18 protein-coding genes are annotated in these 24,200 nt (G+C 40.2%); 11 read left to right on the top strand and 7 right to left on the bottom strand.

Going from position 1 to position 24,200, the window contains the following annotated elements:
- Window positions 1-291: 291 nt before the first annotated feature.
- From VF06_RS13285 to VF06_RS13255, 8 genes are all read left to right on the top strand, one after another.
- Window positions 292-2,757: an ATP-dependent helicase gene (locus VF06_RS13285; protein WP_099066324.1), complete on the top strand. Its 2,466-nt coding sequence runs from the start codon at window positions 292-294 to the stop codon at window positions 2,755-2,757.
- A complete protein-coding gene (locus tag VF06_RS40695; RefSeq protein ID WP_180267646.1) occupies window positions 2,754-2,918 on the top strand; it encodes a hypothetical protein in 165 nt (54 codons plus the stop codon). Before VF06_RS13285 ends, VF06_RS40695 begins: the two co-directional genes overlap by 4 nt.
- A gap of 365 nt (window positions 2,919-3,283) precedes the next feature.
- Entirely contained in the window at window positions 3,284-3,880 is a 597-nt protein-coding gene (locus tag VF06_RS13280; RefSeq protein ID WP_099066325.1) for a CDP-alcohol phosphatidyltransferase family protein, read from the top strand.
- Between the two features lie 103 nt (window positions 3,881-3,983).
- Window positions 3,984-4,697, top strand: coding sequence for a 2OG-Fe(II) oxygenase (locus VF06_RS13275; protein ID WP_099066326.1), 714 nt, complete (start codon window positions 3,984-3,986; stop codon window positions 4,695-4,697).
- A 144-nt stretch (window positions 4,698-4,841) separates the two neighbouring features.
- The gene (locus VF06_RS13270; protein ID WP_099066327.1) at window positions 4,842-6,512 is read left to right on the top strand and encodes an alpha-amylase family glycosyl hydrolase; all 1,671 of its coding nucleotides are present in this window, start codon (window positions 4,842-4,844) and stop codon (window positions 6,510-6,512) included.
- A 187-nt stretch (window positions 6,513-6,699) separates the two neighbouring features.
- Window positions 6,700-7,668, top strand: a complete 969-nt coding sequence (locus VF06_RS13265) for an acetamidase/formamidase family protein (RefSeq protein WP_099066328.1) — start codon at window positions 6,700-6,702, stop codon at window positions 7,666-7,668.
- A 782-nt stretch (window positions 7,669-8,450) separates the two neighbouring features.
- Window positions 8,451-8,717 carry a toxin HicA gene (locus VF06_RS13260; RefSeq protein WP_099066329.1) on the top strand — a complete coding sequence of 89 codons (267 nt, stop codon included), beginning with the start codon at window positions 8,451-8,453 and terminating at the stop codon, window positions 8,715-8,717.
- Window positions 8,701-8,901 (top strand): type II toxin-antitoxin system HicB family antitoxin, encoded by a 201-nt coding sequence (locus tag VF06_RS13255; RefSeq protein WP_099066330.1) that lies wholly within the window; start codon window positions 8,701-8,703, stop codon window positions 8,899-8,901. The genes VF06_RS13260 and VF06_RS13255 overlap by 17 nt, the downstream gene beginning before the upstream one ends.
- A gap of 160 nt (window positions 8,902-9,061) precedes the next feature.
- Here the strand turns inward: VF06_RS13255 and VF06_RS13250 are convergent, their stop codons facing one another.
- Window positions 9,062-9,565 (bottom strand): GNAT family N-acetyltransferase, encoded by a 504-nt coding sequence (locus VF06_RS13250; RefSeq protein WP_099066331.1) that lies wholly within the window; start codon window positions 9,563-9,565, stop codon window positions 9,062-9,064.
- Between the two features lie 590 nt (window positions 9,566-10,155).
- Between VF06_RS13250 and VF06_RS13245 the strand changes: the two genes are divergently transcribed.
- Window positions 10,156-11,067: a hypothetical protein gene (locus tag VF06_RS13245; protein ID WP_099066353.1), complete on the top strand. Its 912-nt coding sequence runs from the start codon at window positions 10,156-10,158 to the stop codon at window positions 11,065-11,067.
- Between the two features lie 58 nt (window positions 11,068-11,125).
- On the opposite strand, the gene VF06_RS13240 is transcribed toward VF06_RS13245, so the two are convergent.
- The 6 genes from VF06_RS13240 to VF06_RS13215 all read right to left on the bottom strand — a co-directional run bounded on the left by VF06_RS13240 (window position 11,126) and on the right by VF06_RS13215 (window position 19,510).
- Window positions 11,126-11,779: a CheB methylesterase domain-containing protein gene (locus VF06_RS13240; protein ID WP_099066332.1), complete on the bottom strand. Its 654-nt coding sequence runs from the start codon at window positions 11,777-11,779 to the stop codon at window positions 11,126-11,128.
- 118 nt (window positions 11,780-11,897) lie between these two features.
- Window positions 11,898-14,195: a COG1470 family protein gene (locus VF06_RS13235; protein ID WP_099066333.1), complete on the bottom strand. Its 2,298-nt coding sequence runs from the start codon at window positions 14,193-14,195 to the stop codon at window positions 11,898-11,900.
- A 12-nt stretch (window positions 14,196-14,207) separates the two neighbouring features.
- On the bottom strand, window positions 14,208-16,442 hold the full coding sequence (locus tag VF06_RS13230; protein ID WP_099066334.1) for a hypothetical protein: 2,235 nt from the start codon (window positions 16,440-16,442) through the stop codon (window positions 14,208-14,210).
- 324 nt (window positions 16,443-16,766) lie between these two features.
- On the bottom strand, window positions 16,767-17,342 hold the full coding sequence (locus VF06_RS13225; RefSeq protein ID WP_099066335.1) for a TIGR04376 family protein: 576 nt from the start codon (window positions 17,340-17,342) through the stop codon (window positions 16,767-16,769).
- A 75-nt stretch (window positions 17,343-17,417) separates the two neighbouring features.
- The gene (locus VF06_RS13220) at window positions 17,418-18,572 is read right to left on the bottom strand and encodes an NYN domain-containing protein (RefSeq protein WP_218963832.1); all 1,155 of its coding nucleotides are present in this window, start codon (window positions 18,570-18,572) and stop codon (window positions 17,418-17,420) included.
- 68 nt (window positions 18,573-18,640) lie between these two features.
- Entirely contained in the window at window positions 18,641-19,510 is an 870-nt protein-coding gene (locus VF06_RS13215) for a D-alanyl-D-alanine carboxypeptidase family protein (protein ID WP_099066336.1), read from the bottom strand.
- Between the two features lie 393 nt (window positions 19,511-19,903).
- Here VF06_RS13215 and mnmG point away from each other — a divergent pair, with 393 nt between their 5' ends.
- Together mnmG and VF06_RS13205 are read left to right on the top strand one after the other, a co-directional pair.
- Window positions 19,904-21,826, top strand: a complete 1,923-nt coding sequence (gene mnmG / locus VF06_RS13210) for a tRNA uridine-5-carboxymethylaminomethyl(34) synthesis enzyme MnmG (RefSeq protein WP_099066337.1) — start codon at window positions 19,904-19,906, stop codon at window positions 21,824-21,826.
- 230 nt (window positions 21,827-22,056) lie between these two features.
- Window positions 22,057-23,436: a hypothetical protein gene (locus VF06_RS13205; protein ID WP_099066338.1), complete on the top strand. Its 1,380-nt coding sequence runs from the start codon at window positions 22,057-22,059 to the stop codon at window positions 23,434-23,436.
- Window positions 23,437-24,200 lie beyond the last annotated feature (764 nt).

Raw genomic sequence — 24,200 nt, 5'->3', positions numbered from 1 at the left:
ACTTCCAAGTAAAAAATATTCCATAGAAGATTGTTGACTGTTGACGGTTCACAGTTAACAGTCAACGCATTAACTGGAATAATTTATTTTTTGGAGTTTCCTTATGATAACGTCGGGGTTGCTGAATTAAGGGATGATTTAGCTAAAACCAACAGAAGCCCCACGACTCACCGTCGATAGGACAAACTCTCCCATCTCCCTCATTCCCTTCATCTAATTCATCTAAAAACGCAAAGTTACACACAAAGCGCAAGAACCGCTATATTCAGAAAGAATAGCCTTACTGTTACCGTGCCTCAAGAACATCTCGATTCAGAAGTATTGCAGCGATCGCCCGTGTCATCTGTACGGGCAGAAGCCATTGCACGCATCCGCAATAGTCTGCGCCCCGGACAGCAACAAATGGCTGACTGGCAATCCGGGCCTCTAGCTATTTCTGCTGTTCCTGGGGCGGGCAAATCCACCGGCATGGCGGCGGCGGCAGCCATCGCCATCGCACGTCAATATGAACGTTCTGCTGAATCGGGTTCTTCCTTGCGCCGTCAGTTGGTGGTAGTTACCTTTACTCGCTCTGCTGCTGCCAATATAAAAGCCAAAATTCGTAAATACTTACGAGATGATTTATCTTTACCACAAACAGGCTTTTTTGTCTATACTTTGCATGGTTTAGCGTTGAACATTGCCAGCCGCCATCCGGATTTATCAGGGTTGCAGTTAGAGTATGTGACATTAATTACGCCGACTCAAAGTCATAGATTTATCCGCACAGCCGTAGAGCAATGGATTGCCAATAATCCAGAACGATATTTGCGGTTATTAGAAGGTCATCAATTTGACGGTGAAGAAACAGAAAGGTTACGTCGTCAATCAGTGTTACGGACAGAAGTCTTACCGGAATTAGCTAATACGGTCATCCATGAAGCCAAAAGTTCGGGGATATCGCAAGAATTGTTGCAAGAATGGAGCCAACAAACCACAGACGAATATGCAATTTTGAGTGTAGCGGCGGGATTGTACGAACAGTATCAAAATTTAATGCGATCGCGTGACTTCATTGACTACGACGATATGATTTTAGCCGCACTGCAAGTTTTAAAAAACGACAGCGCCCGCCGCATCGAACAAAGTCAAGTATTCGCCGTCTTTGAAGACGAAGCCCAAGATTCTAGCCCGCTACAAACTCAGTTGTTGGAAATTTTGGCGAGTAATGGAGGAGATGGGGAGATGGAGAGATGGGGAGATGGGGAGAGAATTTCACCCTATCACCCCACCACCCCATCACCCCAACCCTCCCACACTCCCCACTCAGCACTCAACTTGGTGCGCGTCGGCGACCCCAACCAAGCGATTAACTCTACTTTTACCCCAGCCGATCCGATTTATTTTCGGCAATTTTGCGAACAGTGCGATCGCATTCAACGATTGGCGACGATGGATCGAGCCGGTCGCAGTACGAGAATTATTATTGAAGCTGCTAACTTTGCTCTCCAATGGATCAATAATCAGTGGTCAGCAACAAATCCCCAGTCCCCAATCACCAGCCCCCAATCCCCATTTGATAACCGACAAGTACCATTTCGCTTGCAAACAATTCGTCCTGTTGACGCTGGCGATCCGCAAACTAACGCCAACCCAGCACCAGTAGGGCGGGGACTGGAATTATACACTCCGCGCGATATTCATCACACCGTTGAATTGTTATCTCAAAGAGCCATCGAGTTATTTGGGGAAGATCCCACAAAAAATAGTGCGGCGATTTTAGTGCGAGAAAATCGTCAAGGACGATGGTTGGCGGAGGCTTTAGCACCTGTGTGTAAAGAACATAACATTACACTTTATGATGTGGGAGAACGCGATCGCCGTTCTCATGTCCCCCAAGAAATTTTAGCATTGCTGCAATTTTGCGATCGCCCCCACTCTCCTGATTACCTCAAAGCTGCATTAGAAGCATTGGTGCAGCGTCAGCTAATTCCTACCCAAGACCTCAACACCCTTGCTAGTCTCCCAGAAGAATTTTTATATCCCAGCCCCTTAGCACCATCCCAACCGGAACCAGTACAAAAAGCTGCACACTTGTGTCGGAGCTTACTCCGCGCTCGCTTGGAATTGCCTTTGTATCAGCTAATTTCTTTCCTCGCCTTGACCTTAAATTACGACCAAGCAGAATTGGCCACCGCTGATAAACTCGCAGAACGGGTAAACCAGCAGATAGCTAGCAATAGTTCAATGAGGTCAATGCTGTCAGCTTTAAGTGAAATCGTCAGTTCTGAACGTTTTGAACCAGTGGAAACCGAAGATTCAGAAGAACGTTACACCCGTCGCGGTCAACTGACGATTATTACTATGCATAAAGCCAAAGGGCTGGACTGGGATTATGTTTTTATTCCCTTTCTCCACGAAAATTTAATTCCTGGCAGATTTTGGGTTCCTCCCCAAAGTCAGTTTTTAGGGGATTTTACCTTATCAGAAGTAGCCCGTGCCCAAATTCGTGCTGCTCTTCACGGAGAATCTACCATACCAGATGTTAAACAAGCATGGGAGCTAGCAAAGCAGCTAAAAATATCTGAAGAGTACCGTTTACTCTACGTCGCTATGACACGAGCAAAGCTTTTGTTATGGATGTCTGCGGCGCAAAAAGCCCCCTTTACTTGGAGTAAACCAGAAAATTTGCAAGAACAAGCCCCTTGTCCGGTTTTTCCTGCATTAAAGCGCCAATTTCCTCAATATGTCGTCACTTCGGAGATGATAGCCAAATGACACTAGGACTGACCTGGGGACGCGGGGACGCGGGGACGCGGGGACGTGGGGACGCGGGGACGCGGGGACGCGGGGACGCGGGGACGCGGGGACGCGGGGATGCGGGGACGTGGGGACGCGGGGACGCGGGGACGTGGGGAATTTTTTTGATAAGTGATTAGGCGGACATGATATCAAATGATTGAAGACTGGATTGACAGACTACAGGAAGAAAAGCCGTCCTTGTAGGACGGGGCTTTATACCCATTTCTTTGATAAAATTGCAAGTGTTAAGGGGGGTGCAGCTGTGATTGAACAATTGAACAAAAAATCTTGAGCGCAGTCCTTACCTAAACTTCGTTGTAGGTAAGGTTAGCGAAACCAGTAATAGCAAGGGACTGGTGACTGGGGACTGGGTCACAAGTCTTTTGATGTCTGAGTTTTCTCCTCTGTTAATGTCCTAACCACCTTGGTTGTTGCTATAAAAAGCGAAGCAACAACTTATTCTGGTTTCTCTTGGTTGTGCACATATTCAATAAGTTTATCTATGACCACAAAGACTTGGGATGCTCAACTTGCTTACTGGCTAGTTCGACCTCTAAAAGACAGTTGGGTAAATCCCAATCATCTCACCACAATTAGACTAATAACAGGACTAGCGGCGGCTACTGCATTGGCAGTTGGCGATAATATCTCGATTAACATTGGAGCAATACTGTTTGCTTTATCCAACTTTTTAGATCATACAGATGGAGAATTAGCTCGTTTAAGTGGCAAAACCAGCAAATGGGGACATCAGTACGACCTTTTGAGTGATGCCATTATCCACATTCTATTATTTATAGGTATTGGGTGCGGTCTTAGGCAAAGCGAACTTGGTTCCTGGGCGTTGCTTATGGGCATAATATCCGGCGTATCCGTTGCTTGCATTTTTCATTTGCGAAACCAAATGGAACAACATTTAGGTAAAGACGCCACCCGTCAACCGAATTTTGCCGGCTTTGACATTGAAGACGTGCTGTATTTGTTTCCCATAGTCACCTTATTCAACGGACTACAACCATTACTAATTGCAGCTACTATTGGTGCGCCAACATTTGCTATATGGGTAATTTGGCAATTTTTTGCACTGTCAAAATCTTAGGGATTAGGGACTGTTGACTGATGAGTAAGAGATTAACAGTTATTCTCCTTGTCTTCCTTGTCTTCCTTGTCTTCCTTATCTCCTCATCCCCCCACAATTATTAATGAAACTTCAAACTGAAATTTCTCAAGCCATAGCAGCTGTTGATTCTCAAAAACTTAAGGCTGAGTTTCAAGCACAGAATGAATTTTTGGTGGTTGAAAACTTCCTTCCTCATGCAATTCTCAATGAGTTTTTGAGTTTGTTACCATCGTTGCAACCTGCTATCAATCGCAACTATATTCCCAATCATAAGAAAGGCGGTAGTATTAGCCGCTATCACTTAGACAATCTAGCGCCGATTTTTGGAGAATTTTATCAATTAAATACTGTTTTTGATTTTCTCAACGAAATTACAGGTGAAAAACTGCTTTCCTGTCCTGATGCCGATCCCCATACTTACGCGCTATATTACTACACTGAACCTGGAGATCGTATTCAATATCACTACGATACATCTTATTATCAAGGCAAACGCTACACAGTTTTACTCGGTTTAGTTGACCGTTCCTCCAGTAAGTTGGAATATCAACTCTATAAAGATATTCCTGACCGAGAAACACAAGTACGATCGCTTTCCTTGACTCCTGGAACTTTAGTATTATTTAACGGTGACAAACTTTACCATAGAGTTACTCCTTTAGGCGAGAACGAACAACGAATCGTTTTGACTTTGGAGTATGTCACCGATACTCGTATGGGTATATTAAAACGTTTTATCTCCAATATGAAGGATGCAATCGCCTATTTTGGTTTTCGCCAAGTTTTTGGGCGTTAGGGTGACAAATATCGCTGGATGTAAGTCTCAAGTTAAGTGAAAAAGACCGAAAATATTTATTACTTGAGAAAGAAGCTATAATTTTTTTAATAATAGAAAATCATTTTATTGATTGTATTTATAGAAATCTCTATAAATTAGGAAATGGGAAATTTAATTGAATTTACCTTGTTTGCTCCTCGTAACCAAGGAGCAGTTTTAATTGGGTCATTTTCTGATTGGCAAGATGTCCCAATGCAAAAAGGCGAAGATGGTTATTTTCGCACTCAAATACAACTAAAAGACGGGGTTTATCAATATAAATTTCGCGTTCAAACCAAAAGTCCCAATTTTGCGCCTGACCAATGGATAGATGTTATCGATCCCAAGGCAACAAATGTTAATGAAACACGAAAACACGCTATAGTGCGAATTAAAGACGGGCAACGTATTGTTGATACTTATGTTTGGCAACATGACGAAAAACTGTTGCCTGAAAATCGGGAATTAGTTATCTATGAAATGCACGTTGCTGATTTTACTGGTGATGAAGTTGACCCCGATAAACGAGGCAAATATTTAGGGGTAATTGCCAAATTAAATTATCTGTGCGAATTGGGAATCAATGCAATTGAATTAATGCCAGTCAACGAATATCCAGGTAATTATAGTTGGGGTTATAAAGTCCGTCACTACTTTGCCACAGAATCTAGTTACGGTTCCACAGAAGATTTAAAGCAATTGATAGACGAATGTCATGCTAGAGGCATTCGTGTTTTTATGGATGCAATTTACAATCATACAGACGAAGAATGCCCATTATTGCTGATAGATAGGAATTATTGGTACTACGAACACAAGCATTATCCAGAAGACCCAGATAATTACTGGGGGCCAGAATTTAACTACGATAATTACGACAAAAAATTAAATGTTAAGCCTGCATGGAAATACATCGGTGATGTAGTAAAATATTGGATTGAAGAATATCATATTGATGGTATTCGCTTTGATGCCGTGCGCCAATTGGCTAACTATGAATTTCTGGATTGGCTCGCTAAACAAACAAAAAAACACGCCGCATCCAAACATTTTTATAATATTGCCGAACACATTCCTGATACAAACACCGTAGTCAAACCGAACGGGCCATTAGATGCTTGTTGGCATGAAAGTTTTCGTTACTTTGTAGTTCCATATATTTGTGGAAAATCATTTGAATTAGAACAATTAAAGCAAATTTTAGACCCTAGAAAACAGGGTTACACAACTGCCACCAACGTGATAAATTATTTAGCAACACACGATCGCCAACGTCTGTTGCGAGAATTAGGCGATGCAGGTATCTTTGATGCAGAAGCATTTAAGCGAGCAAAGTTAGCAGCAGTGCTGTTAATGACAGCAATGGGTATACCAATGCTGTGGATGGGAGAAGAATTTGCTGAGTACCAGAAAAAAAGCGAAAGTGTGACTCAACCACAAAAGATTACTTGGTCATTATTGACAAGCCACCAGAATCATAATTTATTTGAGTATTATCGAAAACTGATTGCTTTACGCCAACAAAATCTAGCTTTGCAAAGCGACAACATCGAATTTTTCCACGAAGACGCAAACAATAAAGTACTGGCTTACAGCCGTTGGGATAAACAGGATTCTCATGTCGTCGTGGCGGTAAATTTTTCTGGCGTAAATTTAACTAAGTACGAAATTTCAAACTTTCCCACTGCTGAGTATTGGCGAGATTGGTTTGGTAACTGTGAAGTGGAAACCCAAGAAGATAGTTTAGTCACTAATTTACCAAGCTATACAGCCAAGGTATTTGTTTGGCAGTAATTTTATAGGACTAATACCATATTACAATCCCACTCTTTTAAGGGTGGGTTCCCTTCTGCCTTCTGAATTGCTTGTGGGGTAGGTGTTGCAATAGTAGCCATAGTATGTCTATCCTCTGTATGGGTCAGTTAAAAAAATTTCCATCACCTGAGATGGGAAGTTCCCATAGTTAGAAGGAGGTAGAGCGATCGCTCACTATACTTTAAAAGCTACTAAAAATACTGTACATTTAGGTGGTTTTTCGCATCTCCTAAAGCCAGCACTTACTATTGATTCCGGCGATACAGTAGATGTGGAAACTTATACTGGTTATTATATTTACGACAAAGCGCCACCAGAGTTTCTCACACCAGAATTTCTCGACATCTGCGAAAATCTTTTACCAGAACGGAAAATAGCTGGAGGGCCGCATTTACTCACAGGGCCGATTTACATACGGGATGCCGAACCAGGGGATGTTTTAGAAGTACAATTAGAAGCGATCGCACCTCGTTTACCTGTAGGCTTTAATGCAATTCGCACGGGTTGGGGAGCTTTACCACATCAATTTTCTCAACCCGCCTTAAGATTCATTCCTTTGGATTTAGCAAATAATATCGCTGAATTTCCACCGGGCGCTGGAATTAAAATTCCCCTCAAACCTTTTTTTGGAATTCTTGGTGTTGCGACAAAAGAAACTTCTCGGACTTCCGTCCCACCAGGCTACTATGGCGGTAATATCGACAACCGCGAACTCCAAGCCGGTTCTCGTTTATTTTTGCCAATTTTTGTCCCAGGTGCATTATTTTCCATTGGTGATGGACATTCCGCACAGGGAGATGGCGAAGTTAATGTCACCGCCATAGAAACTTCCATGAACGGTAGAATTACACTCAAACTCCGCAAAGATTTACAATTAACAACACCAATTGCCGAAACTCCAACCGATATTATCACAATGGGTTTTGCTCAAACCTTAGATGAAGCCTTAGAACTAGCTTTAAAAAACATGATTGATTTTCTGGAACGCTTCATCCATTTGTCACCAGAAGATGCTTATGTATTGTGTAGTTTAGCCGTAAATTTCCGCATCACTCAAGTTGTAAATAGTCCCCAAAAAGGCGTACACGGAATGTTACCGAAATCAATTTTATCGAAGACTCTTAATTTAACTTGAGTCTGACTAACTGTGATTTTCTTAATGCGTGAATTTTGAATTGGTATCAGTTATATCTAAATAAGTCAGATTTTTCTCAATCAACGAAATCAGTAGTGCAATATCCAAGCCTACAGTTTATTCTGTTTTTTCTCAAAAGCGATCGCCAAAAATATCGCTTCTATTTTTAGATAGTAATAAATCCAAGAATATGGAGATAATGGTGCTAAATAATGCTGACGAATTGATTGAAAAATTCTGAAAGTATAAATTTATCAACCCAACTATAGTAATCCGATTTGATTCCTGAAATTATCTGCGTAGGTAGGGAACAGGGAATAGGGAACAGGGAACAGAAAAGAAGGGTATAGATGTGTACTGAATCTTGTTCAAAAATCAAATAGGAGTCCTATAACAAGATGAATTCCTGGAATCTCCAATTAGTTCATCAACAGAAGATACACTACCTGGATTTACACCTAATCTTCAAGATGTCCGGTAAAATTTTCCAATTAGCATGATGAAAAAATTTAGCATCAAGTTTATTCAGTTGTATAACGCTTGATATTTGCTGAATTATATAGTAATCCCAAATAATTTGTGAAACATCACGTGTTATGGCTGTTTACTGTCAACAGTTAACACCAACATTGTTCACAACTCAAATAGAATTGCTATAGAATATAAAATAACTTATCCTAGACATAGCCTGATAGTGCCCAAATAAAACACGTTTTTTGCGAACATTAACAAATTTTTCAAAAAATATGAGACTATAGAAATATTCAGATAGTCAGAAAAACGTGAGTCAACAAGATAAAATCTTAGAAAAAATCCTCTCTGGGACTTCTGATACAGACATCCCTTTTGCCCAGTTATGGCAACTCTTATACAAACTAGGGTTTGATGAACGGATTCGTGGCGATCATCGTATTTTTGTGAAAAATGGTGTCGAAGAAATACTAAATCTACAACATAAAAAAGGCAAAGCTAAAAGCTATCAAGTTAAACAAGTTCGTGCAGTAATTCTTAAATATCAGCTAGGAAGCAAAAATGAACTTTCGCTATGAAATTATTCTCTATTGGAGTAGAGAAAACCAAGCTTTTATTGCCGAAGTACCAGAATTACCAGGCTGTGCTGCTGATGGCGAGACTTATCAAGAAGCTCTGTATAATGTAGAAATCGTGATGCAAGAGTGGATAGAAACAGCTAAGGATTTAAACCGTGTAATTCCTGAAGCTAAACCACGTTAGTGTGTATGTTTCAGGGAACTTTAATTAATATAGTTGAAGTTGTTGACTGTTAACTGTTAATTTTGTATGGCGCTTGCGCTGGTTTTCCCATTCAATTTTAGCTTCTTCTAGAGAAGGATAGTAATCACCAAGACTCTATTTGACGTTTTTCAAGATTGGATTATTTAACAAATTGATTAATATTAAATCCCATAATCACTAAGTCTCTTTCAACACCGTCCAATTCTCCAACTTTAGGCAAATATCCCCACTGTTGAAACCCAAATGCTTTAAATAACTTTAAACTGGGTTCATTGTGGGCAAAAATGAAGCAGACTAAATTTTTTAAACCCAAGCTCGGACTTTCCTGAATTGCTTTTGTTAAAAGCTGTTTTCCTAAGCCACGCCGATGAAAGGCAGGTGCGATGTAAATACTAATTTCAGCAGTCGTATTATAAGCAGGACGGCCATAAAAAGATTGGAAACTCAGCCAGCCAGCAATTACTCCTTCTACTTCGATTACCCAAAGTGGCCGGTGTGAAGGCGATCGCGCTCTAAACCAAGCAAGCCGACTTTCTATAGATACCTGCTCTAAATCGGCACTTGCCATGCGGCTGGGAATCGCAGAGTTGTAAATTGCCACAATTGTGGCTAAGTCTGTTTCAATCGCATGGCGAATTTTCATTGTTAAGGTCGTGGAAAAAATCTAAGCGCAAATATTCAAAAATCATACCAGGGAACAGGCGACAGGCAATAGGCAATGGGATTTGAGAGAATATAGGTGTACGGAGTTATTTGCAAAAATAAAATAAAAGTTCTATCGCAATCCCAAATAATCTGTGAAATATTACATATTAGGGTTGTTGAGTGTTAACAGTCAACAGTTAACACTCAACACCAATATTTTTCACACGCTCAATAGAATTGCTATATAAATTTATATACTTCGCAAGATATAGGAATAATTCAATTTTTAAAAAACTTGAGTAAGTCCATTATAGAACAGCCATACATTGCATATATGCATCAAAAGATACAATATTAATTTTGTTAAATTAATAATATATATAGATAACAAATTTTCATTTGATGCTTGAAATACAGACACAGATAAACACTACTTATATCTCCAGCTAAAGATAGAGGTTAGTAATACTAGATTTGCTTAAGATAAGAATAATTATTAAACTTTATAGTTATTTATCTAACAAGTAAGTCAATCTTATTATGCCTAATAATTATTATCAAAATAATGAAAAATCTCATTTATCAGAAATGAGTAGTAATCAATCTAAAAATCCATCTTTAGAAGTTGATATTGCTATTTTGATAGATAAAATAAAAAGTGGAATTTGGCTTTTTGGAATTCCGTCTTGGCTTTTTGGGATAACAGACAGAAGTTTAGCGGCATTTACTGATGGTTATGTATCTGCTGTAGAGATTTTTCAATTATTTACAGCATCTTTCTTTTTTTTGAGTTGGTTATATCTCAAACCAGAAGAAAGCTTTAATAGTAATGATTTCAGCCCTAGCCAATATCAAGAATATCTATATCGCATCCAAGCAGAAAAGTTAAAAATTAAAAGGCTACACATGATTAGCCAAGAGTATATTTTACCTTTTCCTTATGTTTGCCAAATTTATCATTTATTGAGCCTCAAGCATTTAGAAACAGTTCATAAATTTAGTTTAAATAACCTGAAAATTTTAAATATCAGCCACTTTCAAGCTACAAGTATTGGTGGAATAATTAAATTTCAAACAATATTAGATTCGCCAGCTAATCCTTTGAGAATTTGGCGACAGCCAATTGTAGAAGTAGATTTAATATTGCATACTCCATATACTGTTGAACTGAGTATTCCAGTCTACAATAACAAACGCATAATTGTGATTTTTAATGTCTTTCCACTGAGCGATTCCGAACATCATTTGTTTATAGATATTTATAGCGATTTAGAATGGCCAAAGCCATTATTGCAAATAATCTTACATTTTGCTTCTTGTTTGACACTCTTTGAAGACTTGCCATATTTAAAAGCTCTAGCTGAAAGGAACATAGAGCGTTTACTGCACTCAAATCGAATTTCCAATCACGAAACGGGGTTGCTTTTTAAAAGATTTGTGGAGCTATATGGTTCGAGTGGAGAAGGAACAAAATTAATTGAAGGGAAGGAAGAGGGTTAAGGGAATTTGTGAGTAAAAAAAGATGCTATTGTTACTGTTGAGGGTTCACACTCAACAGTCAACAGTCATCAATAACGACTGTTAACATTCGATACAAAAGCATTGGAGCAATCTCGTGAATTGGCAAAATGTATTGGGCGGCTCCCAGAGCGATGGCTTCCTTCGGCATCCCAAATACAACGCAGGTTTGCTCATTTTGAGCAATGGTAACACCTCCAGCTTGGGCGATCGCTTGCAGTCCTTCTGCACCATCCCGTCCCATACCAGTCAGCAGAATGCCAACAGTGGATGGCCCATAGCAGCCAGCAACGGCTTGAAATAGCACGGTTACGGAAGGACGATGACTGGAAACCGCAGGTGTGCTGGTAGTGAGAAATCGTCCTAAAACATCGAGTTGCAGGTGTTTTTCCTCCGGGGCAAAGTAAACAGTCCCCGGTTGGGGAAAGTCTCCAGGCTGGGCGATGGTTATGTGGACAGAGCATTCTGCTGCTAACCAATTCACCAACTCTTGCAAAAATCCTTCACTGATATGCTGCACGCACAGGATCGGTGCAGGGAAGTTTGCAGGTAACTGTTGAAGAATCGCGTGCAATGCCTGGGGGCCGCCTGTGGAGGCTCCGATGGCTACAATTTTGAGTGGAGAAACTTGAGAAGTCTTAGCAAGTTTTGGGCTGAATCCTTCGTTGCCAATTTTGCGTGTAACAGACTTCATTAATTAATTCTCCATTGTCTATTCTTGTATGGTGGCGGGTAAAAATTTTAACCCCCATTAAAACTTTAATCCCCTTACTTATTCCCAGTCCATCTATAATTTGGCATTTTTGAATCAGCTAAGGAAAAGGACTCTTAAATGGGTTACTGGGTGGAAGAGTATTTGGAAGTGGGGTAATGGAAGGTGTGGGAGTAGGCTCTACTTTTTTGAGTACGGTGATGGCAAATCCTCGCTGCTGGGATTGTTGCTTACCAGATATATCATTAACTTGCAGAGCAATTTGAGGTGGAAAAGCTAGATTGACTGGTAGTTTAATTGAACCAACTGCTGAAACATCATTGCCGTATGGCAGAAGTTTAACTTGAATATTTTCTCCCTCTACTCTCCAGTTGAGAGTGGCTGTTGTTCCTTCGTTAAGAACTACATTTGGTTGTTCGCTATTGTTGATTGTGAAAGAGACAATTTTAAATGGTTTTGGTAATATTGCAATTTTAGATTCAGTCTTTTTAGCATCAATTTTTTGGCTGCCATTATTAGGAAAAGCTTTGATTTCAAAAGCAAAATTTCCAGCTTTAGATGCTGCTAGGGGAATATTTTTACATTGCAGTTGTTGATTTTGTTGCGTGCATAATTTTTGCAGTTTCGGGTCAGTGATATTACCTTCATTAAATTTATAAATAATGGGTTCGCTATATGAAGTACCATCATCTCCACTGCCAGTAATTTGAATTTGTCCTAGCAGTAATGGACGCTCTACTGTCCAATTTAAAAGAATATTTTGACCTTTGGTGTATTGTGTTTTATCTGCTTTAAAGTCTATTACTTGAGCAATTGGTTTTTCAGCTATTTCTACTTGAGTTGTTTTACTTACTACTTGTTCTTTCTTAGAAAATAATTGTATTTTTTTGCGATAAACAGCTTGTAATTCAAAAGTATAATTTCCTCTGGTTTTGACTCCAGTTTTGACATTGCTACAAATGAGTTCTTGTTTTTCTTGTACCTGACAAGGAGGTATGCGATCGGCGGCTCCTTTACCTAGCGATTCCGGAATACCATTGCTAAAATCATAAGTAATAGGTTCGATGGATTGGGAACCTTTGGTTGCGATAATCAACTTTTGTAGCTGTTTATATTGTTGAATTTTCCAGTTTAAGGCTACTTCATCGCCTTCAGTAATTTGAGAGTTAGTAGCATCGAAAGATGCTAATCTTAAAGGTTCTGGGTTTAAAATGCGCCAAATAATAAATCCTATTCCTGCCAACAAGCCCAAAATTACTAAAAGCAACAGTAGAAATTGCCACCAAGGACGAGGTTTCCACACCAATGTTCCTTGGGGAAATGTGTTCGGTAAAGGTAAACTGTGTTGGTCTTTAATATCAACTTGAAAGTTAACAGTTAGTCCTGTACCAAACCACGGTCGTCGCCACCAAGGTCTAGGTTTGACCATTAAATTAGCGATCGCACTTCTACTTGGTAACAATCTCACCTCAATAGGCTCGAAAGTATAAGTATACAGTTCTTCTTCATCCCGATTTTTCAAGCTCAATATTAGTTCGCGGACAATGTTACCCCGGTTAGCTAGTGACAATTCATACTTGCCAAGGCTACGGCTAACTTGTGCCAAAATAGTGTTAAGTTCTATATCCAAGCGGTAATTTGTCGGAATTTGGATGTAAACCAAATCCAGTAGCACTAAATCTGGAGAGTTTTCCGAATACAAGCGGATAGTTGGAGAATAATTTCCCGCCAGAGTATCCGCGGGTGGATGAAATTTTAAGAATATTTGACCTTGATTACCAGGGTTGAGTTCCAGTGCTGTGACATCAGAGACTAGTCCTTGTCCCTCGAATCCAGTGGCGGGATAATTAATGGTGAACCAGTCATCATCTAAATCTGGACAAGTCAACCGGAAACGGTCTACACGAGGAGAACGATTGTCAACTATCACCTCCACTTGCAAAGGTTCACTAAAATTGAAAATTAATTGTTTGTTGGGGTTGGTGTTAGGTCTAATAAAAAATGTCGGGTCGTTGAGTCGAATTGCGGTTTGTTCTTTTTGTAGAACCTTAATTTTATTTGGGAAGCTAATGGGAGTATCTTGGGGATAATGCAGAGGAGAGTCTACCACTAAGGTGTAGTCGTAAGTACCGACGAAGGCATCAGGGGCAATTTGAATTTCAAATATTACTTCGTTGCTATTTTGCCCAGGATCTAAGGCTAAGCTTTCTCTAGGAGAAGTAGACCATCCTGTTAAATTTTGAAATTCCTCATCAAAAGCAAAATATAAGTCAATAACAGCACTTTTATCTCCCTGATTGCTAACAATTACATAAAGAACAATGGTATCTCCTGGCATTCCAAATTGAATGTCTGGTGGATTAATATAAACTTGTAATGGATTGAATTTACCTTGCATGTCTCGACTTCCTTATTTGATGCGGTGTAGTTTGACCTGAAAATCTTCACTACCACTCACAATCATGGTTCCTTGATTAGTTTTCAAGTCGATACTATTGATTTTTTTAGAGGTTTGATAAATTGTTTCACCTTCTGCTGCTTTTGTTTTGTCCAATAGATGTTCGGGGGTTAAATACCAAACAACTACTCGTCCATCATCGCCACCACTTACTAGCAGATTACCATCTTCACTAAATGCCAGACTACGCACAGATGTTTTTGAGGCTGACCAGCGGTCTAGTGGTTGACAATTAAGTTCATTTACTTGCACCTGGGGATTGGCATTTTTGGAAATTTGGCAGCGATTTAAATTCCAAATTGTAATATATCCCGCAGAATCAGAGGTGGCGAGGATTTTTTCTGTGGAATTAGGCACAAAAGCTAGTGCCCAAATATAGTCTTCACGCCCTACTCCTGGATCTAATTTTTCCAGACTTTGCACTGATAAACCTGGAAATTGCTTATTAGTTTGATTTGGATTCCACCGCCATAATATGAAGCGTTTATAGTTTCCAGCAATTACAACAGTTGTGGCATCTGGACTCAGAGTTAAGGCGCGGACTTGGAAACCTGATAATTTTAATTGAGTTTGGATGTCGATCGCTTGCGGTTCTGGCAGAAAATTAGTATTTGGTGCTGGTCTTGACCATAATCTCACTTTACCACTGCCATAACCACTAAATAAATTAAGGGAATTGGAAGTAAAAGCTAAATCAAAAACGCGATCGCCTTTTGCTTTGGGATCTTTGAGGTCTTGAAGTTCGCTAATTTTATCACCTGAGGGTACATCCCTGAGTTCAATTACACCATTATCTAAACCAACTGCAACACGGTTATTTTCTAATGGCATAAAACGCAACACTTCTACAGCGTCATCGGTAATGGCCATTAAACCTTTTGGTTGTTGGGCTTTATCGCAAGCTACAGGCTGTCCACGATATGTGACTCTGTCATCTGGGTCTAAGCTACGGGCACCGATGCTCCAAAGTCTTAATGTACAATCATCAGAACCACTGACAACAGACAAACCAATACCACTGAAACGCACTGAGTTGACAGAACGCGTATGCATAACACCCGTTGGTTGTAAAATCCATGCTATCAGTGCCGTCAGTAATGCAATGACCGCTAATTGTAACCACAGAGGTATCATCGGCAAAACCCGCACTTCCAATGTCTGGGTGGCTGGGTCTGTACTACCTAAACGTTGGTCGGATAACTCTGATTTCGCCTCCAGCAACAAAGTTTTGCCTATTCCTACCCAAGGGCGTTTAGTTTTGACTTCAAGAATAACTTTAGTTGTTTGTCCTAAATTTAAATTAGCAACTTCAGGTAGCTTCTTAAAACTACATTTTCGTTCGTCTCTACCTTGGACTTGCACATTTAGTTGCTGATTTAAATTACTAGCATTTTTAAATAGCAATTCAAAAGCAGCTGTGTGAGATTTCCAGTCTGGTAACCATGCTGCTTTACTAGGAATTTTTAGCTGTTTTTGTGTGACGCTAAATTCCACAAAACCCACAGGTAAAACTTCAATATTGCCTTGAATACTGGTCGGGTAACCATTATTACTAACAGCTTCAATCACAAAAGGATAATTTTCACTAGGCGCTTGAACCACAGAAGGAGGCTGACATTGGAATGTGACTTCTGCTAAACCACCTGGTTCTACAGGTAACCTTCGTTCTGCGCTGTTAGTCAGCCAAGAGGGATCGACTCCTGTAAAACGTAGCACTACATTTGTCGGTTGCTGACTCAAGTTCCTTACCCTGACTGGTATATCTACAGAATTGCGGGGATAAACTTGGAACTCTCGTACAGGTAATTCTAAACTTAAATGTGTTGGTCTATTGTCTCGCTCAATTTTCAGGCGCAGCACAAGTCTGCATTGTTGTGCTAATTGTGGTGAAAAAATCTTCACCATGAGATTAACAGTACCAACAAATCCGACTATCGGCGTATTGAAAACAAAGACTTGGAATATTGTACTACTGCCCGGTGGCTTTGCTGCTGCCACTTCTGGTTGCAGTGTATACCAGCGATATCCTGGGTTGCGAGTTTCTCCTGCTGCGGTAATTTCTATCTGAAAATTTACAAAGCTATCGCTGTCATTATTGACAGTCACCTCAAAGGATGCAGGAGTATCACCTGGACGAAAGGTTAGGTTTTCAGTTGAAAGGCTAGCACTGACACCATTTTTTTCCATATTTTGATTATTTATAATTCAGGTCGTTGACCATTGACCGTTGACACTCAACAGTCAACAGTTAACAGTATTCTATGGAATATTTTTTTTACTTGGAAGTCCCAAACTACACTAGTGTAGTTGTTGACTGTTAATCGTTAACTGTCAACGGTCAGCAATCTAATCGAGTCAATGTACAACTTAGGTAACTCCAAAAAATAAATTATTCCCCTTGGGGTCGTTGACTGTCAACGGTCAACGGTCTTGCGTGGAATATTTTTTTACTTGCAAGTCCCTGAAATGCAGAACAGTTTACTTTCATCCTGAATGTAGTATGATTTGGGATTATTTTCCCATATTCCGCTTCATTTGCTCTAATTCGTCTTGTGTTTCCCAACGGCGGAACTTTTCTTCTAAATCGTCAAAATTACTAGAAGAACTGCTAGTTTGATTCCACCAGGCATCAGTTTCCAGGCGTTGCTGAGTTTGGGCTTTGGCGCGGGCTGTTTGTGCTTCGGCGGCTTTGGCTTGTACCTCTTGTCGTCGCTGTTGGATTTTCCGCAGTAATTCTTGGGATTGGTTGATGCGTTCTTTCAGCCCTTGCATGTGTCCCCAGCGCTGATTTCCTTCTCGCAACAAGGCTGCTTCTCGTTCGCTGGCCGCAGTCACCAAATCTTGTCTCCCAGCGTCTTTGGCTTTTTGAACCCGGATGTGCCAACGCTGAATTTCTTGAGCTGTAGCTAGAATATCGTCTTGCGATCGCTTCTCTTGTAATTGTAAATCTGCAATCAGCTTTAATGTATCTTCCTCTTGCTCACGCAGCTGTTCTAGCAGCGCCTCTAACTCCAAATGTGGATTGTTACGCAAGAATTCTTCTAAACGGTTTTCTAGAAACCGACTCAAATCATCAAATAAACCCACTGCCAGAACTCCAGAGGTCGCGTGTGTGATTATTTTATTGTAGTAAATTATCGACCAAGGAAAAAATTGTCACAATCATATCTTGCTACTAATTATTGGCTTAACCCGATTGATATTCTGGTTCACAGTTTCTACTTCTGGTTCAGGTATTGAAATAAAATAATCACAAACAGCAGCAAGTACTTTGTTGGTTTGGTTTTTATAAGCACATCCAATTACTGTTTTTCCATACTCATGTAACTTTTTTGCTAAAGAAGCAAATGCCCCATCGCCAGATACAATGACAAAGACTTGCAAGGATGGTCGGCTGTGAATTAATTCAACTGCATCAATTGTTAATTGAATATCTGCTGCATTTCTTTGAAAGGAAAAACCAAAAATCTGTATTGGTTCAATACCAAGTTTTTGAACGTCACTTTTTATAGTTTTTAGATTACTATTACTCCAATCAGCATAAGCACATTGGATAGCGATTTTATCAACTAATTCTATTTCATTAATTTGTTTGATAATTTTTGTTAAAGAAAATTTAAAATTAGGATTTTTATTACCCATTGTCAAGTTTTCAATATCGTATAATATTACCGTATTAAAATTTTGGATGGATGTTTTGATATTTTTAATTGCTGAAAATATAAGTTCTAAAGTAATTGGGGTGATGGAATTGTCTTTGACCTGTTCTAATCTGGCCAAATTGGTTTTAAGATTATCAATTTCTTGCTTTGTATGTTCTAAATCATCAATTTGCTGTTTTGCTTCTTGTAATTCCTGCTGTAACTGTTTATTTGATACATGAATTTCAGAGGATGTTTGAACAGTTGTGTTTTTGAAATCTTCAATAATTTGATTCAAAGTTTTTTCCCGTTGTTGATATGCAGCTACTAAATCTTGCTGCATAGCGTCCCACTCTTCTGGAAAAGCGTCGCGGGTAAAAAAATTGATCACTGATTCATAACCAGCGATCGCAATTTCTAAATTAATAGCATAATTTCCTTCTGCAAATACTTGAATCAGGTTACTAAATTTTACAATTACTTTAGCTAAATTAGCAGATGTGGTAGTTTGATTGCTAAACTGGTCAACAGCCCATTGCCGCAATAGTAAAGCAAAGTCATGATTTAGTTTGTCTAAATTCTCCCTTAAAAGTGAATATATTTGTTGATTTTGGTAGGTTGCTTTTAACAAATTAATTAGAAAATTTTGTGACTCATGGACGATTTTGGTTGTCATAGCCATATCCCTGATTCAAAATGTAACTCTTTAGTTAAGTTTTCCCAACTTTGCATTACTTGTAACACTTAAAGTGGAGTCAACCAATAATTAATACCCCGGACGAGTTTATTTTTGAAACCAAACAAAGGTAATTTATCCTGAGATAAACCTAGATAAGTCCAATGTGGGACATCATTTTCTACAGTTTGGAACCAACCATTTTCATTGAGGGCTTTTCTCTGTTGTTCGCTGGATACGCGTAAATCAATTGCCAATCCCCAGAGGTGTTGTGAAGTTCCAGGAGGTGCAACTACACCGAGAATTTTTGTTTCTGTACCTTGTTGAACTCTTGCCAAAGTTTGATTATTTGCGTATTTGTGCCAAAATCTTAAATTAGTGTTAAAAGTGCGAGTACAATCTCCAGAACCATAACCAGATTTAAGTGGAATTTTTTCTAACTTCCGCGCTTGATTTAAGGCGTCTGCTGCTGGTTTTTGTAAATAACAATCTTTAGTTCCTTCAACATGACCCATTGTCAAAGTAGTCTGAAAACTTTGGGTTTCTTGTTCGTTAGCAAAAACTTCTTTTGGCGGTAATTTAATTGCTGCATCTGGACTGACAAACACCGAGCCGTATGTACGTAGCAAAGTATATTCATAAGTATTGGGCTGGGGAATCGTCGATAAATTTCTGGCGATCGCCGATAAAAAACGCTGTTGCTCGTTTAATTTTTGGTCGGGAATAAATGGTTCTGGCGTTAAATCTTTGGCAGTATTTGTACAGGATACTAAATCACTGCCTAAACATGTGTTTAGTTGGGCAGTTCTAGCTAATTTATGGTGCGTAATCTCATTACTAGCTACTAGAGCAAAAATCATTAAAACTACTATAGTGGTGAAAGTGGCAATTTTGACAATTTTTTTCGTGAAAAACTTTTTGTTAGTGAGAGGCTTCATTTTCAATAATTACCTAAATATATTTACCAATTTATTTTCATAGCTTTTTTGTGCTAATCAGTATTGATGACTTAAAAATAGTAACTATAAAGATAATTTATCCCAAAATTATCTACACAGCTAGAGGCGCACAGCTGTGCGCCCCTACTAAATCTGTGTGCATCTGTCGCCATATCTTCAAGTTATCTATACAGGCAAGTTGTTTAATATACATCTTGCATAAATCAACTGACATTTATGACTGACAAGATGAAAAATATATGTAAAAAATAGAAATCTCTTGGTTATTGAGTAATAGTCAATTTGATAACTTATTTATCAGCAAGTTACATCCATGAAATCACTGGAAAGGTTAAAATTGGAGAGAACTTTCAGCTTGCCGTTCCTGTAAGTATGACCATGCACAACTCTGTTGAATTCCAAGACGCTTTTGATGTGATTGTCGTCGGTGCAGGTCACTCCGGTTGCGAAGCAGCTCTAGCTTCTGCCCGCCTCGGTTGTCGTACCTTGCTATTGACGCTCAATTTGGATAAAATCGCTTGGCAACCTTGTAACCCAGCAGTGGGTGGCCCAGCGAAATCCCAATTGACCCATGAGGTAGACGCCCTTGGCGGGGAAATTGGCAAAATGGCAGACCGCACCTATTTACAAAAGCGCATCCTCAACTCTTCACGAGGGCCTGCGGTTTGGGCTTTACGCGCACAAACAGACAAGCGCGAATATGCGGCGGTGATGAAAAATATTGTGGAAAACCAAGAAAATCTCACCATCCGTGAAAGTATGGCTGTGGATTTAGTGTTGGGCGCTAACGATGAAGTCATCGGTGTGGAAACTTATTTTGGCGTAGCCTTCCAATGCAAAGCCGTGATTTTGACAACTGGCACCTTTTTGGGTGGGAAAATTTGGGTAGGTAACAAATCAATGGCGGCGGGACGGGCTGGGGAATTTGCGGCAGAAGGACTGACGCAAACCCTAAATCGCTTGGGATTTGAAACCGGTAGGCTCAAAACAGGAACTCCAGCTAGGGTAGACAAGCGATCGGTGGATTACAGTAAAATGCAAATCCAGCCAGGAGATGAAGATGTACGCTGGTTTAGCTTTGACCCGGATGTGTGGGTAGAACGGGAACAAATGCCTTGCTATATCACCCGTACAACTACTGAAACACATCGCTTAATACAAGAAAATTTACACTTATCACCAGTTTATGGTGGTTGGGTGGAAGCCAAAGGGCCGCGTTATTGTCCGAGTATTGAAGATAAGATTGTGCGTTTTACTGATAAGGAAAGCCATCAAATCTTTATTGAGCCAGAAGGACGAGATATACCCGAACTTTACATTCAAGGATTTTCCACAGGGTTACCAGAAAATTTGCAACTCCAAATGTTGCGGAGTCTCCCCGGTTTGGAAAAATGTGTGATGCTGCGTCCGGCTTATGCTGTGGAGTATGATTATTTACCTGCAACTCAGTGTTATCCCACGCTGATGACTAAGAAGATAGCAGGACTGTTTTGTGCTGGGCAAATTAACGGCACTACAGGTTATGAAGAAGCCGCAGCTCAAGGTCTTGTGGCGGGAATTAACGCCGCTCGATTTGTGAATTCGCAGGAAATGATTGTCTTTCCTCGCGAACAAAGTTACATCGGTACACTCATTGACGACTTGTGTACCAAAGACCTGCGGGAACCTTACCGAATGCTTACTAGTAGGTCAGAGTATCGGTTGATTTTGCGTTCTGACAACGCCGACCAACGCCTGACACCCTTGGGACGGGAAATTGGTTTAATTGACCATCGTCGTTGGGATTTATTTACCCAAAAACAAGCACATATCACCTCAGAAAAATCACGGTTACATAATACCCGCGTCAAAGAACATGATGAAATTGGTATGGCGATCGCATCTCATACTCAACAAGCAATCAAAGGTTCCATTACCTTAAATGACCTGCTGCGGCGTCCGGGATTCCATTACATTGACCTCGACAGGTTCGGACTGGGAAACCCAGACCTCAACCGCGCCGAGAAAGAAGGCGCAGAAATTGACATTAAATATTCTGGATATCTCGCTAGGCAACAAAATCAAATCGACCAAATCACCCGCCAAGCCCACCGCCAGTTACCTGCGGATTTGGATTACACAAAAATCGATACTCTTTCCAAAGAAGCGCGAGAAAAATTAACTCACGTCAAACCACTCACACTCGGTCAGGCTGCACGTATAGGTGGTGTCAACCCAGCCGATATTAACGCCTTGTTATTATATCTGGAATTGCGTAAAACAAAGAGCCAGTCAGAGTTTTCAGCGTTAATTTAACAAAAACTTTATAAAGGGCGAGTATAGTAGAAAAGAGGGAGATGGGTATGATAGATGACATAAGTCTTAGTACTGCCCTCATTAACAATCCCCAGATTGAAATTGATTTGAATACCACCGCTCAATAACTCGTCTTCATCAGACGGGGAATTGGCTATTCGATGGATAAATCTTGATTAACAGGCAGTAGGAGCGGCGTTTCCCTGTCCTAGCAACAACCCAGAGCGTCTATGTTACAACAAGCCACCACCGGTCTCATAGTTCCAGAACCATCAGAAGACTTAATCACCAACGAACCTTGGTCGATAGAAATCTATGCAGATGGGCTAATGGATGAACTCTTTGCGGATATCGACTATATTCTCGATGCTAGTGGTAATCTGGCTTCTCAAACCTTTAGACAAAGTAGTCAGAAAAAATCGAGCCAGTCCGTTGGCGGGGTTTCTCCCGAAGTTCACATCGGCAAAAGCCGCTTCTCTGACTTCTCTCCAGTTGTAGCAACTGGTACAGGGAACCCACTACAAACAGTTACCATGCCGCAGGTTATTTTCGCAAACACAGGCGATAGTTCGGCACAGTCAGTTACTCAAGGCAACCACAAGCAATTGACTACCGTTGTGTTTGACACCGCCACCGTAAAACCAGTTACTAGAAAGCCCAAGAAATCCAGTTCTGCTTTGGGCAGACTGCTGATTGTTGGCACAACATTGGGCGTAGCCATCGCTAGTATGATTTACATGGTACAGTCTGGCGTTGTCCATCTTTTAAATACTAAATTGCCCGAATCAGCTGTTGTAGTAGCGCAGCAGGCCTCAGAATCATCAACAAAGCCAGAAATTGAGGCAGAGTTAGTTGACTACATGATCGGCGCTTTATCAGTTATAGATAAGCAAGGTGTAAAAAATCATCAAAACTACGTCAGACCAGGATTTTACAATCAAACCAGTACTAATCAAATAGGTGTTGCCAACCAGCTACCAGCTAATAATCTACCACCACTACCACCTCTAGCAGCTAACAACACATCACCAATTCCTAACCCTGGCAAGGTTGTGGAACGTATCTACCTCCGTCCCCCAATGCGCTATGCTCTACCAGCCATTCCTGGCGCTCCCACACTTTTGCCACAAGTTGCAACAGCATTACAGAATTCTCAACCTAATGTTGTAAAAACTGCCTTAAATACCGTGCAAAAAGCTGCTAAACCCGCCACCGTCAACATGTTAGCTGCTGCTGTACGCCCAGACATCAAAGCTGTGGCCACAAAAACTGCCCCCATTAGCGTGGGCCAAACACCCAAGCCTCTACCAGCATTACCAGTTGTGCCATTACGTGCAGCACTCGCACCAGAATCAGAACCAACTATTACCCAGCATCAAGTTTATTTGCCAACTGCGATCGCCGAGACTCCCAGTAGTACATTGGAAGGATTGCTAGAATTAGGCAATAAATCTGCTGCTTTGTTTAAAATTGATGGCGTGACTCGCCGCATCAATATGGGTGAAACCATTGGTTCTAGTGGTTGGACACTTGTAGATGTGAGTAATGGGGAAGCAGTTATTCGCCGTAACGGTGAAGTGCGATCGATTTATGCAGGGCAAAAATTGTAAGGATTTCCTAAAAAGGTCTAATAATATTATCTTTGCTTAATCACTTATCAAAAAAACTCTCCGCCTCCCCGCATCCCAACGTCAGCTCCCAGGATAAGTGTTTACCTAGACACCACATCAAAATCCAAAATCTCAAATCTCAAATTTTCTCACCCAGAATTAGCTTTTCAGTGGTGGATTAATTTAAAAATGAATATGGCGATCGTGACCGCTCAAATATGTACAAAGTCCCCTGTAATTAGCTTGGGAACTTTAAAAAAACTGCTTTTGGCTTGACTAATTTGTGCTTGCGAATAGATTGAAGCATGGCTCGTGTAGCATCTACATCATATTCAGAACTCGACCAAAAAATCCCACCAAGTTTAAACACGAAATCAAATTGCCAACTGTAGTCAGAACTTCCTTCAAGTCTTTTTGCAGGTAATTATCCACCAAATCATTTAATAATGACATAGTTTTTCCTCTTCAAAGTCGGATGAAGACGCATTTTGATACAGTGTTTTTCATGTAAGTAGAACGGTGTAAATAATGAAAGGTTTGTAGTAAGGACTTTAGTCCTTATTAGAGGACTAAAGTCCTTACTACGAACTAAATGCCAAGCTTTTTACATTCATTTACATAGTTTGGTTTTTTCAAATCGTTCTACTTAAATGAGTATATGTAGGGTTATAGCGTAGTAGTCTATCGCATTAATTTTGCTGAGTTAAGAGAACGTAGACGTGTAGCGGCTTGCCGCAGGCTACCACATTCGCGTAGCGTCTCGT

The sequence above is a fragment of the Nostoc linckia z4 genome, from assembly GCF_002608075.1.
GTDB lineage: Bacteria > Cyanobacteriota > Cyanobacteriia > Cyanobacteriales > Nostocaceae > Nostoc > Nostoc linckia.
This window is presented reverse-complemented; position numbering and strand designations above follow the sequence as displayed.

Excerpts from the sequence above, each read along its gene's own strand:
- VF06_RS40695 (WP_180267646.1), top strand. The coding sequence starts at position 2,754 with ATGACACTAGGACTGACCTGGGGACGCGGGGACGCGGGGACGCGGGGA.
- VF06_RS13280 (WP_099066325.1), top strand. The coding sequence starts at position 3,284 with ATGACCACAAAGACTTGGGATGCTCAACTTGCTTACTGGCTAGTTCGA.
- VF06_RS13275 (WP_099066326.1), top strand. The coding sequence starts at position 3,984 with ATGAAACTTCAAACTGAAATTTCTCAAGCCATAGCAGCTGTTGATTCT.
- VF06_RS13270 (WP_099066327.1), top strand. The coding sequence starts at position 4,842 with ATGGGAAATTTAATTGAATTTACCTTGTTTGCTCCTCGTAACCAAGGA.
- VF06_RS13255 (WP_099066330.1), top strand. The coding sequence starts at position 8,701 with ATGAACTTTCGCTATGAAATTATTCTCTATTGGAGTAGAGAAAACCAA.
- VF06_RS13250 (WP_099066331.1), bottom strand. The coding sequence starts at position 9,565 with ATGAAAATTCGCCATGCGATTGAAACAGACTTAGCCACAATTGTGGCA.
- VF06_RS13245 (WP_099066353.1), top strand. The coding sequence starts at position 10,156 with ATGAGTAGTAATCAATCTAAAAATCCATCTTTAGAAGTTGATATTGCT.
- VF06_RS13240 (WP_099066332.1), bottom strand. The coding sequence starts at position 11,779 with ATGAAGTCTGTTACACGCAAAATTGGCAACGAAGGATTCAGCCCAAAA.
- VF06_RS13235 (WP_099066333.1), bottom strand. The coding sequence starts at position 14,195 with ATGCAAGGTAAATTCAATCCATTACAAGTTTATATTAATCCACCAGAC.
- VF06_RS13230 (WP_099066334.1), bottom strand. The coding sequence starts at position 16,442 with ATGGAAAAAAATGGTGTCAGTGCTAGCCTTTCAACTGAAAACCTAACC.
- VF06_RS13220 (WP_218963832.1), bottom strand. The coding sequence starts at position 18,572 with ATGACAACCAAAATCGTCCATGAGTCACAAAATTTTCTAATTAATTTG.
- VF06_RS13215 (WP_099066336.1), bottom strand. The coding sequence starts at position 19,510 with ATGAAGCCTCTCACTAACAAAAAGTTTTTCACGAAAAAAATTGTCAAA.
- mnmG (WP_099066337.1), top strand. The coding sequence starts at position 19,904 with ATGACCATGCACAACTCTGTTGAATTCCAAGACGCTTTTGATGTGATT.
- VF06_RS13205 (WP_099066338.1), top strand. The coding sequence starts at position 22,057 with ATGTTACAACAAGCCACCACCGGTCTCATAGTTCCAGAACCATCAGAA.